Origin of the sequence: Massilia atriviolacea (genome assembly GCF_003953935.1) — a bacterium.
GTDB classification, from domain to species: domain Bacteria; phylum Pseudomonadota; class Gammaproteobacteria; order Burkholderiales; family Burkholderiaceae_D; genus Telluria_A; species Telluria_A atriviolacea.
This window is the reverse complement of sequence record NZ_RXLQ01000006.1, coordinates 257,340-271,388: the sequence shown is the minus strand read 5'-3', so window position 1 is coordinate 271,388 and position 14,049 is coordinate 257,340. Positions and strand designations below refer to the sequence as shown.

The window sequence follows — 14,049 nt, the reverse complement described above, 5'->3', positions numbered from 1 at the left end:
CGAAAAAAAACGGCCAGTGTCGCCACCGGCCGTTCCTTGGATTACTTAGCCAGGCATCAGAATTCGTACTTGACGGTCGCCTGGATGGCCCACTGCGATTCGCCCTTGGTCTGGCGAACGTCCAGCGATTCGACGTTGTCGCGTACTTTGTAGATGTAGCGGCCCTGTGCATCGAGACCGACGTAGTCGACGAAGCTGCGCGCCTGGGCGCCGGCGCCCTGGAAGCCGACTTCATTGATACGGCCCCATTTCTTGTTCAGCAGGTTGCCGACGTTGAAGAAGTCGAGGCTGAACACGGCCTTGTTCTTGGCGAACAGGCCTGGCAGTTCCTGGGCGATACGCATGTCGAAGCTGTTGCTCCATGGCGAGAAGTCCGTGTTACGGCCAACCACGCCGCCAGCGGCTTTCTTCAGCACGCTGTTGCTGTTGACGATGCCCCAGAACTTGTCTTCGTTGACGCGGCTGGTGGCCGTGTCGCCTGCAAACACCACCTGGCCCGAACCTGGCGCCGACGGGATGTACATCAGGTCGTTACCACCGGAGCCGTCGCCGTTCAAGTCGTTGTTGACGGTCCAGCTGTATGGCTTGCCCGAACGGCCTTCGTAGAACATGCCGAAACGCGTCTTGTAAGCACCGAAGAAGTTCTTCTGGAAGTTAACAATGGCGTTCACGCGGTTCTTGACCAGGTAGCTCGAATTGGCGTTGACTTCTTCGTTCGGATTGAACACCGAACGGCCGGTGAAGTTCGAGTTCGAGGTCGACGAGGTCAGTGGCGAGACTTCCTTGGCGTCCGTGTAGGTGTAGGCCATCGACCAGCCCAGGCCCGAGGTCATCGGACGGCTGATCGACATGGTGGCCATGCCGCTGCCGCCCTTGTCGGTCTTCTGCGCCAGCAGCACGTTGGCGAACGATTCGTTGCTCAGTGCCTTGGAACGGAAACCGCCGCAGGCGCCGCCGCTGGTGATGGCATTGCCGGTCGCGCTCCAGCACGATGGGTTGTAACCCTGCGCGGTGTAGAACAGGTCGCGGCCGTCGCTGCCCTTGCGGGTTGCTGCGCCGAGGTTCAGGTTCTGGTAGAAGATCGCATCCTTGGACTTCACGTGCAGGTATTCCGCGGAAAAGACCAGGCCATACCATGGCAGTTCCATGTCGAAGGCGACGTTGGCTTTCCACACCGACGGCTGGCGCAAGCCTTGCGCCAGGATGTCGACGTTGGCCGCTGGCGCGGTCACGCCGGCGAAGTTGGTCTTTTGCTGGTCCGGATCGGCGCTGAAGATGGTCGCGCCGTTGCAGGAAGCGAAGGTGCCGGTGCCGCAACCGACGGTGGTCGTTGCCACGCCAGGATTCGAGAACGGGTTCGACAGCCAGACAGCGGCAGCGTTACCCTGGAACAGGCCGGCGCCACCGCGGATTTGCATCTTGCGGGTGGTGTCGAGGTTGTAGTTGATGCCGAAACGCGGCTGGATCAGGTTCTGGCCGTCGAAGGTATTCGTGTTGTCCAGGCCATAACCGCCTTTTTCGCGCAAGCCGGTGGCGGCATTGCCTTCGATCTTCGCCGCGGCGATGGCATTGTTGCGGCGCGGACGGTCGCTGATGCGGGCGGCATCCAGACGCACGCCGGCGGTCAGCGTCAGGCGTGGGTTGATGGTCCAGGTATCCTGCACAAACGCGCCGTAGTTTTTCAGCGCGAAGTCGGCCACGGCGTCGTTCAGGTTAATGCCAGGTGCGGCAACCTGCACCTGGTACGAGCTCGGACGGCCTTTGCTGAAGTTTTCCAGGATGGCTTGTTCAACCTGGGCCGGGGTCGCGCTGCCGCAGGTGATGGCGCCGAAGCTGTAGGTCCAGGTGCTGCTGCTGTTCTGGCAGCTGAACGAGTAGTTACCGAAAATGTTTTGCTGGAAGGCGTTGTACACCTTGTTGTTGCTGTAGTCGGTGCCGAACTTGACTTCATGGTCGCCCAGGGCCCAGTTGGCGCCCAGGTAGATGTCGTCGGTCTTGGTGCCGAGGATGTTGCGGTGACGGCTGTTTTCGGTACCGAAGTTCAGCGAGCGGTTGGTGGTCGGGACCGATGCCGGCGTGCCGGCAGGGTTAGGGCCGCTCATCGACAGGCTGATCGACGGCAGGCGCGAGTTCAGGGTCGGCACGCTGTCGTAGTCGCGCTGCGACAGTTTGAATTCGGTCGAGAAGTTCGGGGTCCAGTCGGACGTCAGCTGGGCCACGAAGGTTTCGATCGACTTGTCCTGCGCATACCACTGCGAGTTGAGCGACAGGCCGTTGGCCGAAATACCGGCAAATTGCGGCTCCGACTGCGAGGTCTTCGAGTAACGGAACATGGCGCGGTGGTCGTCGCTGATGTTCCAGTCGACCTTGACCAGCGCGTCTTCCACGTTCAGCTTGGCGCCGCTCGGGATATCGGTGGTGCCGGCATTGATGCCGAAGCGGTCCTTGGCGATGCCCTGGGCCGAGGAAATGAAGGCAGGCGTGAGGCCGACGTTGGTCAGCGAGCTGCCCAGCGGGCCGAAGGCCGGCGCCGAACGGCTCGATTCGAGCTTCTCGTAGTTGGCGAAAATGAACAGCTTGTCCTGGATCAGCGGGCCGCCCAGGGTGAAGCCGGCGGTGGTGTCCTTGGACGATGGCGGCGCGTAGTAAGTGTCGTTGGCGTTGTTGTAGCGGTCGCCTGCCAGCTTGTCGTTACGGAAGACGTAGTAGACGCTGCCCTTGACGGTGTTGGTGCCGGACTTGGTGACGGCGTTGATATTGCCGCCGGTATAGCCCTTTTGCGTCACGTCGTAGTTGGCGACGTTGACCTGCACGGTCTGGATCGCTTCGATCGAGATCGGCTGCTTGGCGGTCGGGCTGCCGTTCGATTCCAGGCCGAAGGTGTCGTTCACGGCCACGCCGTCGATGGTCAGCGAGTTGTAGCGCGAGTTCTGGCCGGCCACGGAGATTTCGCCGCGTTCCTTGTCGGTCTGGGCCACGCGCGGGTCGGCACGGGCGTAGTCCTGCAGGTTGCGCTGGATCGATGCCTGGGTGGCGATTTCGGTCGAGCCGATGTTGGTGCCCGCGCCCATGCTGGTTTTCGAGAACTTGTCGGAACGGGCAGCCGAACCGGCGATGGTCACGGTCTGCATCGGCGCGCCCAGGGTAGCGTCGACCGACGCGGTCTCGGCCAGCTGGATGAACACGCCTTCGCGTTTTTCCGTGATGCCGTCTTTGGTGATAATGATCGTGTACGGACCGCCCGAACGCAGGCCGCGTGCCACATAGCGCCCTTCGCCATCGGTGACGACATTGCTGACGGAACCGGATTCGGCGTGGACGATGGATACGGTCGCGCCGCTGGCTGGCTTGCCGTCGGCGGCGGAGATGCGCCCGCCGATGGCCGACGTGGTGTTCTGCGCCATGGCCGGCAAGGTCGCCAGCGCGATCGATAGCGCCAGCGCCAGCTTGGTGACCTGCATCCGATTATGTTTGATCATTGTGTAACCCCAAAAAAAGACATGTTATGGTGAAAGGCGGCGACGCCTTTCCTCTGTACTTTGTTGCAAATCTGCGCTGGCGGCGCGGATGGCGCCGCCACGAAAAACCAGTCAAATAAAACGCCGTGCCGTTGTCGTGTTCGTCATTCCAGGTCCGTCGAGCGAGCGCGCCCGACCGCGACATTCCCCTGCGCAACGCGCAAGTCTACTGATTGAATATGTCACCAGCATGACCAAGTGGCGACTGGCAAGATTGCTTGGTGGATCAGCCTCAGGCAACTATGCAGCAGCGGCTGCGCGGCTGACAAATACCATTTCGTTTATGCATTTATATATCGATCATATAAATTCATGCATAAAGTAGTGCTAGATGAGCATGCCGAGGCGTTTTTCCGGGCTTGTGGCCTTGGCGGGATTATAAATCCTTGGTTCTGAGGTGAAATCCTTTCATACAGAATTTCGACAAACGTTTGCCCGGACGCGCAAATGTGTAGCGGGGCGGCCACACACTTTCCAATACGTCAATCATTTTTTACAACAAAAACAGGGGGTTTTGAGATAACGCAAGATGACACGACAAATCTTGTGCCGTGTTTTGCTGCTGCAGGTGGGGAAACGGCAGAATGGCGCCGATCCCGCGCATGCGGGACCGGCGCGCGGCGGTCAGCGTGCGCGCGGCCTGACGCCGCCGGCCGTCGGCCAGGAAGCGACCTGGGCTTCGAAGCGCGCGAAGCGCTCGTCGAGCTGGCGCGTCAGGCGCTGCTTTTCGCGCTCGGGCAGGAAGGCGTAGCGCACGCCGTTGTAGGAGACCTTCTTGATTTCGGCGTAGGACGGCTGGTAGCGGCTGGCGAACAGCGTGTATTCCTGCGACAGGTTGTGGCGCGTGACGCCCGCGTCGTCGGTCGAAATCACATACGGCACGCCGAACTTGCGGTACAGGGTCACCGGGTGGTTGGCGCCCTGGATGCCCGAGATGAAGGCATTGCTGGTCAGGTTGATCTCGACCGGAATGTCCTTCTCGCGCATGGTCTTCATGATCGCGATCGCATTCGATTCGTGGGCCAGGTCGATGCCGTGGCCGATACGGTCGGCGCCGGCCACGTTCAGGGCTTGCTCGATGTGGAACTTGAGCCCTTCCGGCGGCACGTCGCCCAATGCCAGTTCGCCCGCGTGCAGCGACAGCTTCACCTTGGGATACTGGGTCTTCAGGAAGCGGAACATCTTCATGTGCAGCTCGTAGTCGCGCATCGACGGCGCCAGGCTTTCCTGGCCGACGATATTGACCCCGACGATCAGGTCGCTCTGGCTGGCGGCCTTGAAGCCGGCCAGCATCGACGAGAAGACCAGCGAGGGATTGACCAGGCGCAGGACGTACGCCTGATAGCGCATGGTGAACTGCTCGTCGTCGATGTTGGCGTGGTTGGACTTGATGCGCTCGACGTAGTCGGCCAGGCCCTGGTTGAAGGTGGCGTCCTTGTCGAGTTTTTCCATCCAGCTGCGCATGGCGGCGGTCAGCGCGGCGTCGTCGGCGGCCTTCCACAGGGCCGTATCGGCGTCGGCGCTGCCGGTCATCGGCGCCAGCTTGAACATGGTTTCGATGTAGCCGACGTTTTCGGCGATGGCGCGTTTCTTCAGCTCCTGCAGGCCTTCGTTGAAGTTGGCGTTCGAGACCGGGCCGAAGAAGCCGAAGGTCTGGAAGAACTGGCGGTCGGGCGGCGGCTGGATCGCGCCGTGGTTGTAGAAGTCCTTGCTCGACCAGCGCTGCAGCAGCTCGCGGTAGGTGAAGTCGTCGGCCAGCACCTCGGCCGACGAGAGGCAGGTGCGTTCGGCCGCCGGCAGCGCGCGCTGGGCGTCGATCACGGCCTTGCTGGTTTCGATGCGGTAGGTCTGCTTGTTGACGCACAGGCCCTGCTTGTCGAGGAAGTCGACGTATTGTTCGGCGTAGATGGCGCCCGAGTAATGGTGGTGCAGATCGGCGCCCTTGGGCATCTGCGAGAAGAACAGGGTCAGTTCGGACAGCTTCGGCTCGGCGCCGGCAATCAGGCTGGCGAGGTGGCGCGCGGTGGCCGCTTCGTTGGCCCTGGATGTGGCGTTGGGTGCGGCCGCGTGCGCATTCGCCGCCAGCGCCAGGGCGATCAACAGGCTGCTCGTTTTACGGATCATGGTTCTTCTTCTCTCGATAAATGTCGCAGTCGCTCCCGCCTGCGCGGGAGCGACGGTTTGTCGTGTAGCGGTACTTACATCGTCGTTATGCCTGCTCGCTCATGCACCTTGCATCCAGCCGCATACGTCGCCCCCACACACCGGTCGTCGCCCAGCAGCGCCAGCGCGAACAGCAGCTCCTCGAGGTTATCGCAGCGCTCCGTGCGGCGTGCCAGCAAGGGCGTCGCCTTCGGGTCGAGCACGATGAAATCGGCCTCCGCCCCCGCCACGAAACTGCCGATGGTCCCTTCGAGTTGCATGCTGCGCGCCGCGCCCAGCGTCGCCAGGTAGAACATGCGCGCGGCCGGCAGGTAGCTGCCTTTCAATCGCGCTACTTTATAGGCTTCATTCATAGTTTGCAACATGGAGAAGGACGTCCCCGCCCCCACGTCGGTCGCCAGCGACAGCGCTACCCGCGCCGCATCGGCCTTCTCGAAATCGAACAAGCCGCTGCCGAGGAAGAAGTTGGAGGTCGGGCAGATCGCCGCCGCCGACCCGGTTTCGGCCATGCGCGCGAAGTCGCGCTCGTCGAGCCAGATGCAGTGGCCGAACATGGCGCGCTCGCGCATCAGTCCATAGCGGTCGTACACGTCCAGGTAGCTGCGCGCATCGGGGAACAGCGACTTGACCCAGCTGCATTCGTCCGCATTCTCCGACACGTGGGTCTGGATATAGGTGTCCGGGTAGGCCGCCGCCAGCTCGCCGCTCAGGCGCAGCTGCGCCTCGGTGGAGGTAGGCGCAAAGCGCGGCGTGATCGCGTACATGGCGCGGCCCTTGTTGTGCCACTTGTTGATCAGGTCTTCGCTGTCGCGCGCCCCGCCTTCGGCCGTATCGCGCAAAAACTCGGGGCAGTTGCGGTCCATCAGCACCTTGCCGGCCGCCATGCGCAGCTGGCGCGCCGCGCTGGCCTCGAAGAAGGCGTCGACCGATTCGCGGTGCACGGTGCAGTACACCATGGCCGTGGTGGTCCCGCAGCGCAGCAGCTCGTCGAGGAAGAAGTCGGCCACGTCGCGCGCGTGCGCCGGGTCGCCGAACTGGCGCTCGGTCGGAAAGGTGTAGGTCTCCAGCCACGGCAACAGGCCCGGGGCGGGCGAGGCGATCATGTCGGTCTGCGGGAAATGCAGGTGGGTGTCGATAAAACCCGGCATGATCACCTTGCCGCGATAATCGACAGGCTGCACGCCGTCAGGCAGCGTGGACAACAGCTGCGCGTAGTCGCCGGCCGCCCTGACCTTGCCGTCGGCGACGATCAGCAGGCCGTCTTCATGCCACCCGCACGCGTCCTTGCTGAAGGCCGGGTCGGCGTGAAAATGCAGCAAGCTGGCTCGGTAGGCTTGCACGGTGTTCGTTACGATGGACATCAGACTCTTTCGGTGATTGCGGCCGAGGGTAGCATCAACGCCGGGGGCGTTCTTTGCATGGCTTCCCACACGGTCAGTAATTGCGCGCAGACAGAAGCGGCGATGACCGCCGGCGCCTTGTTGGTGATGCCGGCCAGCCCGATCGGGCAGACCATTGTATCAATCCGCGCCGCGTCCACGCCGCGCGCGCGCAGGCGGTGTTCGAACTGGCGGCGCTTGGTTTTCGATCCGATCAGGCCGAACCAGCCCACGTCGGGCCGCGCCATGATCGCTTCCGTCAGGCGCTGGTCGAGCGCGTGGCTGTGGGTCATGACGAGGTAGCTGGCGTTGCCCGGGGCGGCGGCGACCAGCGCTTCCGGCACATCGCTCGCCTCCACCGTCACGTTGGCCGGCACGCAGGGCGGGAACATGTCGTCACGTTGGTCGACCCAGGTGACGGTGCATGGCAAGTGCGCCAGTGCGCGCACGATGGCCGTGCCCACGTGGCCGGCGCCGAACAGCACCAGGTGCGCGCGCGGCGCGAACACCGGGTCGACCAGCCAGCGGCGCCCGTCCGGCTCCTGCATCAGGTAGGCGCCGCGGTCGCGCGCGAATACCGGCGGACGGGCCCCGGCCAGCCAGCGGCCGTCGCCGTCGAACAGCGCGCTCTCGGGCGCACCGTCGATGGCGACCACGCGCCAGCTGTCGTCCTGGCGGCGCCGGCCGAGCAGCGCGGCGTGAGCCTGGTCGAGCAGTTCGAACGACAGGTGCACCACCCCGCCGCAGCACTGGCCCAGGCTCGGGCCGAGCGCATAGCGTTCGATGCGGCGCTGGCGGCCGTCGGCCAGCATGGCGCGCGCGGTCTCGATGGCGCGCTGCTCCAGGTGGCCGCCGCCGATGGTGTCGACCACGCGGGTGGCGTCGACCAGCATGTGGGCGCCGCATTCGCGCGGACCGGAGCCTTCCACGATGGCCACGGTCACCAGGATGGCGGGACCGGCGGCGCTGAGCCAGTCGTCCATCACGCCGCCTTGAGCGCCGCTTCGACAGCGGAAATCGATTTGAGGATTTCTTCGCTGGTGGCCGGCGCGTTCAGCGGCGGCTGCACCTTGTGCCCGCCGACGCTGGAAATCGCATCGCGGATCGCGAAGAACACCGAGAACGGCAGCAGCAGCGGCGGCTCGCCCACCGCCTTGGAGCGGTGGATGCTGTCCTCGACGTTGCGGTTGTCGAACAGGCGCACGCGGAAGTCTTGCGGGCAGTCGGAGACGCCGGGAATCTTGTAGGTCGACGGCGCGTGCGTCATCAGCTTGCCGGCCGGGTTCCACCACAGTTCTTCGGTGGTGAGCCAGCCCATGCCCTGGATAAAGGCGCCTTCGACCTGGCCGATGTCGATGGCCGGGTTGAGCGACTTGCCGGAGTCGTACAGCGCGTCCGCGCGCAGCAGCTTCCATTCGCCGGTCAGCGTATCGACCACCACTTCGGCCACGGCGGCGCCGTAAGCGTAGTAGGAGAACGGGCGGCCGTTCATGGTCTTCGGATCCCAGTGCAGGCCCGGGGTGGCGTAGAAGCCGTCGGACCACAGCTGCACGCGCGCCAGGTACGCTTTCTGCACCAGCACCGGGAAGGCGACTTCATGGCCGTTGACGAACACCGTGTCGCCGGCAAACACCACCTCGCCCTCCTCGCCGCCGTACAGCTTGACCGCATAGCCGGCCAGGCGCTCGCGGATCTGGCGCGCCGCGTCCTGGGCCGCCTTGCCGTTCAGGTCGGCGCCGGTCGATGCGGCCGTGGCCGAGGTGTTCGACACCTTGCTGGTGTCGGTGGCGGTGGCGCGCACGTTGGCGATGTCCACCCCCAGTTCATGCGCGACGACCTGCATCACCTTGGTGTTGATGCCCTGCCCCATTTCGGTGCCGCCGTGGTTGACGATGATCGAGCCGTCGACGTAGACGTGCACCAGCGCGCCGGCCTGGTTCAGGTGCGTGACGTTAAACGCAATCCCGAACTTGACCGGCGTGAGCGCCAGCCCTTTCTTGAGCACCGGGCTGGCGGCGTTGAACGCGGCAATCGCGGCGCGGCGGGCGCGGTACTCGCTGCTTTCTTCCAGTTCGGCGGACAGGGCATGGATCACGTTGTCGACCACGACCTGGCCGTAGGGCGTGACGTTGCGCTCGTCGCGTCCGTAAAAATTGAGGCGGCGGATGTCGAGCGCGTCGCGCCCCAGCGCGCGCGCGATTTCGTCGATCACGTATTCGATGGCGATCGCGCCCTGCGGCCCGCCGAAGCCGCGGAAGGCGGTATTCGATTGCGTGTTGGTCTTGCCGCAGGCGGCGCGGATGTCGACGTCCGACAGATAATAGGTATTGTCGAAGTGGCAGACCGCGCGCGTGGCCACGGGCCCGGACAGGTCGGCCGAATAGCCGGCGCGGGTGACCATGTCGACCCTGGCGGCGAGGATGCGGCCGTCGTCGTCGTAGCCGACTTCGTATTCGTAATGAAAGCAGTGGCGCTTGCCGGTGACGAGCATGTCGTCGTCGCGGTCGGCGCGCAGCTTGACCGGGCGCTTGAGCCTGGACGCGGCGATGGCCGACGCGGCCGCCCACAGCGCCGACTGCGATTCCTTGCCGCCGAAGCCGCCGCCCATGCGGCGGCATTCGACGACGATGTGATGCGAGTGCAGGCCGAGCGCATGCGCCACCACGTGCTGCATTTCGCTCGGGTGCTGGGTCGAGCACAGCACCAGCATGCCCTTGTCTTCCTTGGGGATGGCGTAGGAAATCTGCCCTTCCAGGTAGAACTGCTCCTGCCCGCCCACATACAGCTCGCCCTTGACCGAACGCGGCGCTTTTTCGAAGGCGGCCTGGTAGTCGCCGCGCGCGAGGCGCATCGGCGGCAGCACGTACGATTGCGCGGCGCGCGCCGCTTGCGGCGTCAGGATGGCGGGCAGTTCCTCGTAGGTCACCTTGGCCAGGCGTGCGGCGCGGCGCGCGTGGTCGTGGGTGTCGGCGACGACGATGAAGATCGGCTGGCCGACGTACATGACCAGGCCGTCGGCCAGGATCGGGTCGTCGTGGACGATCGGGCCGCAGTCGTTGGTGCCGGGGATGTCGGCCACCGTCAGCACCGCCACCACGCCCGCGCTGGCGCGCACGGCGTCCAGGTCGATGGCGGTGATGTTGGCGTGCGCCTTGGAAGACAAGCCAAGCGCCGCGTGCAGGGTGCCCTGCACTTCCGCGATGTCGTCGGTGTAGGTGGCCTGGCCGAGCACGTGCAGCGCGGCCGATTCGTGCGCGCGCGAGACGCCCACGCCGGTCCACGCCGCCGCTTTAAGCGCTGGGGTAGCTGCGTCGTTCATGGTGCTCTCCTTACGCGCGCACGGCAAAGGCGTTGACGGCATCGGCCGCCAGCGGGTTGTGTTGACGGGTCTCGAACCAGAAGCGGCGCAGCAGGTTCTGCGCGGCCTTCATGCGGTACGCGCTCGAAGCCCGCATGTCCGACAGCGGCGCGTAATCCCGGGCCAGCATGGCCATGGCCGCGTCGAGCGCGGCTTCGCTCCACGGCTGGCCGAGCAGCAGGGCTTCGGTCTGCGCGGCGCGCTTGGGGGTGGCGGCCATGCCGCCGAAGGCGATGCGCGCCTCGGCCACCACGCCGCCGTCGATGCGCAGCGCAAACGCGGCGCACACGGCGGAGATATCCTGGTCGAAGCGCTTGGCCAGCTTGTAGGTGCGGAACCGCACCCCGGCGCGCGGCAGCGGCACGCGCACGGCCTGGACGAATTCGCCCGGCTGCAGATCTTTTTTCTGGTAGCCGAGGTACAGGTCTTCCAGCGCCAGTTCGCGTTCGCCGGCGGCGTCGCGCAGGACCACACGCGCGCCCAGGGCAATCAGCCAGGGCATGGAGTCGCCGATGGGCGAACCGTTGGCGACATTGCCGCCCAGGGTGCCGGCATTGCGGATCGGGAGCGAGGCGAAGCGCTGCCACATGGCCGACAGTTGGTCCGGATAGTGCGCGCACACCGCCTTGTAGGCGTCTTCCAGCGCGACGCCGGCGCCGATCTCGATCATGCCGTCCCGCTCCACCACCTGCTTGAGGGCGTCGACGTGGCCGAGGTAGATGATGTCGCCCAGCTCGCGCATCTGCTTGGTGACCCACAGGCCGATGTCGGTGGAGCCGGCCAGCAGCACGGCCTCGGGTTTGCCGGCGCGGATGCGCACCAGTTCATCGAGCGTGCGCGGGGCGTAAAAGGATGCGCCGCCGGCGCTGTAGGTCGCCATGGCGCCGCGCTGCAGGGGCGCCAGCCGGGCCGCCAGGGCGGCGCGGTCGAACTGCACGGCCGGCAGTTCGCCCATGCGCTTGGCGGCGTCGATGATCGGGCGGTAGCCGGTGCAGCGGCACAGGTTACCGGAGAGGGCGTCGTCGATCTGGCAGCGGGTCGGCTCGCGCCCCTCCTGCTTGAGGTACATGCCCCACAGGGACATGACGAAACCGGGCGTGCAGAAGCCGCACTGGGAGCCGTGGCATTCGACCATGGCCTGCTGCACCGGATGCAGCAGGCCGTTCGGCTGCTGCAGGTCTTCGACCGTGAACAGGGCCTTGCCGTCCAGGGTGGGCGTCAACTGGATGCAGGAGTTCACCGCCTTCATCTCGACCTGGCCGTCGGCGCCGAGCGTGCCGATCACCACGGTGCAGGCGCCGCAGTCGCCTTCGGCGCAGCCTTCCTTGGTGCCGGTGCAGTGCAGGTCCTCGCGCACATGCTGGAGGATGGTCTGCGTCGGCGCGGCCTGCGTGACTTCGCGCACGGCGCCCTGATAGTAAAAACGGATCGGTGTTGACATTCTTGCCTCGGCTTTATCCCAGTATGCAAGGTTAACACCCAAGGCACCCACAATTATAGCTCTTTGGAGATGTGGCTTATCATCCAAAAGCACTATACGGATGGACTTTTTTCCAGTGCTCGGCAATATCGATGCGGCGCGCGATCCAGACGTTGTCGTGGCTTTGCACGTAATCGAGGAAGCGCGCCAGCGCCGCCGCCCGCCCCGGACGGCCCACGATGCGGCAATGCAGGCCGATCGAGAGCATTTTCGGCTGGTCCAGGCCGTCCGGATCGCCTTCCGCATAGAGCACGTCGAAGGCGTCTTTCAGGTAATCGAAGAACTGGGTGCCGGAATTGAAGCCCTGCATGGCGGCGAAGCGCATGTCGTTCGTGTCGAGCGTGTACGGCACCACCAGCTGCGGGCTGCGGCCGCCGGCGTGCTCGACCTGTTGCCAGAATGGCAGGTCGTCGCCGTAGTGATCGGCATCGTAGGCAAAGCCGCCGTGTTCGACCACCAGCCGGCGCGTATTCGGCGAGTCGCGCCCGGTGTACCAGCCCAGCGGCGCGGACCCGGTCAGTTCGCGCATGATGCGCACCGCTTCGGCCATGTGGGCGCGTTCGGTCGCCTCATCCACGTTTTGGTAGGAAATCCACTTCAGGCCATGACAGGCGATTTCGTGCCCCAGCTGCTGGAAGGCGGCGACCGCCTCCGGGTTGCGCTTGAGCGCCATGGCCACCCCGAACACGGTCAGCGGCAGCCTGCGCTCCTCGAACATGCGCAGCAGGCGCCACACACCGGCGCGCGCGCCGTATTCGTAGAGCGATTCCATGCTCATGTGGCGCATCGGAAAGGCCGCCGCGCCGATGATTTCGGAAAGAAAGGTTTCGGAGGCGGGGTCGCCGTGCAAGACATTGTTTTCGCCGCCTTCTTCATAGTTGAGCACGAATTGCAGCGCCACCCGCGCCCGGCCCGGCCACTGGGGATGGGGCGGCGTGCGCCCGTAGCCGATCAGGTCGCGGGGATAGTTGTCGTCAGTCGTCATGGATGGGCTCGGGAGGGAAGTGGCTGCATGGAGGGTATAGTGCGCATCATATAGCGCTGTTCGCACGCCGGTATATGATCGTGCCGATAACCTGCCTCATTTTCAACATATAGGATGGACTATGGGAAAACTTAGTACGCACGTGCTCGACACAACCCAGGGCAAACCCGGCGCCGGGGTGGTGGTCGAACTGTACGCGCTCGGCAGCGGCGCGCGCACCCTGCTCAAGACGGTCACCACCAACCGCGACGGCCGCGTCGACACGCCCCTGCTCGAAGGCGAGGCCATGCAGGCCGGACGCTACGAGCTGGTGTTTGCCGCCGGCGATTATTTTGCCGCCCAGGGCGTGGCGCTGCCCGAACCGCGCTTCATCGACCAGGTCACCCTGGCCTTCGGCATCGCCGACCCGAGCCAGAATTACCACGTGCCGCTGGTGGTGACGCCGTGGTCGTATTCGACCTACCGGGGCAGCTGAGCCGCCAAGGAAAACGTGCAGCCGGCAAAAACTTGCTATTCTTGGGCTGAGAGCTTCGGGAGAGAAAATGTCGCTGCACATCGTTCACTTTATCGGCCCCATCAATCACAGCGCGGTGTGCACCATCCGCAATCTCTGCCTGCAAGCCCTGCAGAGCGGCGCCAGCGAGATCGAACTGCATATGTCGACCGAAGGCGGCAATATGACCGCCGGCTTCGCGCTGTACTTCTTCCTCAAGTCCCTGCCGCTGCCGCTGACCACCCATAACATCGGCAGCGTGGAATCGGTCGGCGTGGTGATTTTCCTAGCCGGCGGCAAGCGCTACGCCTGTCCCGGCACGCGCTTCCTGGTCCATCCCCTGCACTGGGGCTTCGGCAGCCTGGTCGCGGCCGACCATTCGCGCGTGAGCGAGTGGCGCGACTGCCTCGATTTCGACGCCGAGCGCTATGCCTGCATCTTCGAGGAAGCGACCAGGGCGGCCGGGGTGCAGGACGATATCCGCACCAATCTGTTCGGCAGCGCGCGCATCTACGACGCTACCCAGGCGCTGCAGGCCGGCATCATCCATCAAGCGGTGCAGGCGCGCCTGCCGGGCGCGGGGACCACCTCGCACTGGTGGAACGGCTGATGCGGGGCGCATGGTTGCCGCACATAATGCTGGTCAAACTTGCACCGGGACCTGGCTTGACTT

General features: G+C 64.8%; 9 protein-coding genes. 2 read left to right on the top strand and 7 right to left on the bottom strand.

Annotated features, from left to right (window positions below; genetic code table 11):
* Positions 1–56: 56 nt before the first annotated feature.
* The 7 genes from EJB06_RS13530 to puuE all read right to left on the bottom strand — a co-directional run bounded on the left by EJB06_RS13530 (position 57) and on the right by puuE (position 12,883).
* Positions 57–3,479, bottom strand: coding sequence for a TonB-dependent receptor (locus tag EJB06_RS13530; RefSeq protein ID WP_126074546.1), 3,423 nt, complete (start codon positions 3,477–3,479; stop codon positions 57–59).
* 663 nt (positions 3,480–4,142) lie between these two features.
* A complete protein-coding gene (locus EJB06_RS13525) occupies positions 4,143–5,642 on the bottom strand; it encodes an amidohydrolase family protein (protein ID WP_126074545.1) in 1,500 nt (499 codons plus the stop codon).
* Positions 5,643–5,716: 74 nt separating this feature from the next.
* Positions 5,717–7,042, bottom strand: a complete 1,326-nt coding sequence (guaD, locus tag EJB06_RS13520) for a guanine deaminase (protein WP_126074544.1) — start codon at positions 7,040–7,042, stop codon at positions 5,717–5,719.
* A complete protein-coding gene (gene xdhC / locus EJB06_RS13515) occupies positions 7,042–8,043 on the bottom strand; it encodes a xanthine dehydrogenase accessory protein XdhC (protein ID WP_126074543.1) in 1,002 nt (333 codons plus the stop codon). Before xdhC ends, guaD begins: the two co-directional genes overlap by 1 nt.
* Positions 8,043–10,379 carry a xanthine dehydrogenase molybdopterin binding subunit gene (xdhB, locus tag EJB06_RS13510; protein WP_126074542.1) on the bottom strand — a complete coding sequence of 779 codons (2,337 nt, stop codon included), beginning with the start codon at positions 10,377–10,379 and terminating at the stop codon, positions 8,043–8,045. The genes xdhC and xdhB overlap by 1 nt, the downstream gene beginning before the upstream one ends.
* 10 nt (positions 10,380–10,389) lie before the next feature.
* The gene (gene xdhA, locus EJB06_RS13505; RefSeq protein ID WP_126074541.1) at positions 10,390–11,859 is read right to left on the bottom strand and encodes a xanthine dehydrogenase small subunit; all 1,470 of its coding nucleotides are present in this window, start codon (positions 11,857–11,859) and stop codon (positions 10,390–10,392) included.
* Between the two features lie 79 nt (positions 11,860–11,938).
* Positions 11,939–12,883 (bottom strand): allantoinase PuuE, encoded by a 945-nt coding sequence (gene puuE / locus EJB06_RS13500; RefSeq protein ID WP_126074540.1) that lies wholly within the window; start codon positions 12,881–12,883, stop codon positions 11,939–11,941.
* A gap of 121 nt (positions 12,884–13,004) precedes the next feature.
* On the opposite strand from puuE, the gene uraH reads away from it, so the two are divergent.
* Together uraH and EJB06_RS13490 are read left to right on the top strand one after the other, a co-directional pair.
* Entirely contained in the window at positions 13,005–13,358 is a 354-nt protein-coding gene (uraH, locus tag EJB06_RS13495) for a hydroxyisourate hydrolase (protein ID WP_126074539.1), read from the top strand.
* 67 nt (positions 13,359–13,425) lie between these two features.
* Positions 13,426–13,986: an ATP-dependent Clp protease proteolytic subunit gene (locus EJB06_RS13490; RefSeq protein ID WP_126074538.1), complete on the top strand. Its 561-nt coding sequence runs from the start codon at positions 13,426–13,428 to the stop codon at positions 13,984–13,986.
* Positions 13,987–14,049 lie beyond the last annotated feature (63 nt).

Excerpts from the sequence above, each read along its gene's own strand:
- xdhB (WP_126074542.1), bottom strand. The coding sequence starts at position 10,379 with ATGAACGACGCAGCTACCCCAGCGCTTAAAGCGGCGGCGTGGACCGGC.
- puuE (WP_126074540.1), bottom strand. The coding sequence starts at position 12,883 with ATGACGACTGACGACAACTATCCCCGCGACCTGATCGGCTACGGGCGC.
- EJB06_RS13490 (WP_126074538.1), top strand. The coding sequence starts at position 13,426 with ATGTCGCTGCACATCGTTCACTTTATCGGCCCCATCAATCACAGCGCG.
- guaD (WP_126074544.1), bottom strand. The coding sequence starts at position 7,042 with ATGTCCATCGTAACGAACACCGTGCAAGCCTACCGAGCCAGCTTGCTG.
- uraH (WP_126074539.1), top strand. The coding sequence starts at position 13,005 with ATGGGAAAACTTAGTACGCACGTGCTCGACACAACCCAGGGCAAACCC.
- xdhA (WP_126074541.1), bottom strand. The coding sequence starts at position 11,859 with ATGTCAACACCGATCCGTTTTTACTATCAGGGCGCCGTGCGCGAAGTC.
- EJB06_RS13530 (WP_126074546.1), bottom strand. The coding sequence starts at position 3,479 with ATGATCAAACATAATCGGATGCAGGTCACCAAGCTGGCGCTGGCGCTA.
- xdhC (WP_126074543.1), bottom strand. The coding sequence starts at position 8,043 with ATGGACGACTGGCTCAGCGCCGCCGGTCCCGCCATCCTGGTGACCGTG.
- EJB06_RS13525 (WP_126074545.1), bottom strand. The coding sequence starts at position 5,642 with ATGATCCGTAAAACGAGCAGCCTGTTGATCGCCCTGGCGCTGGCGGCG.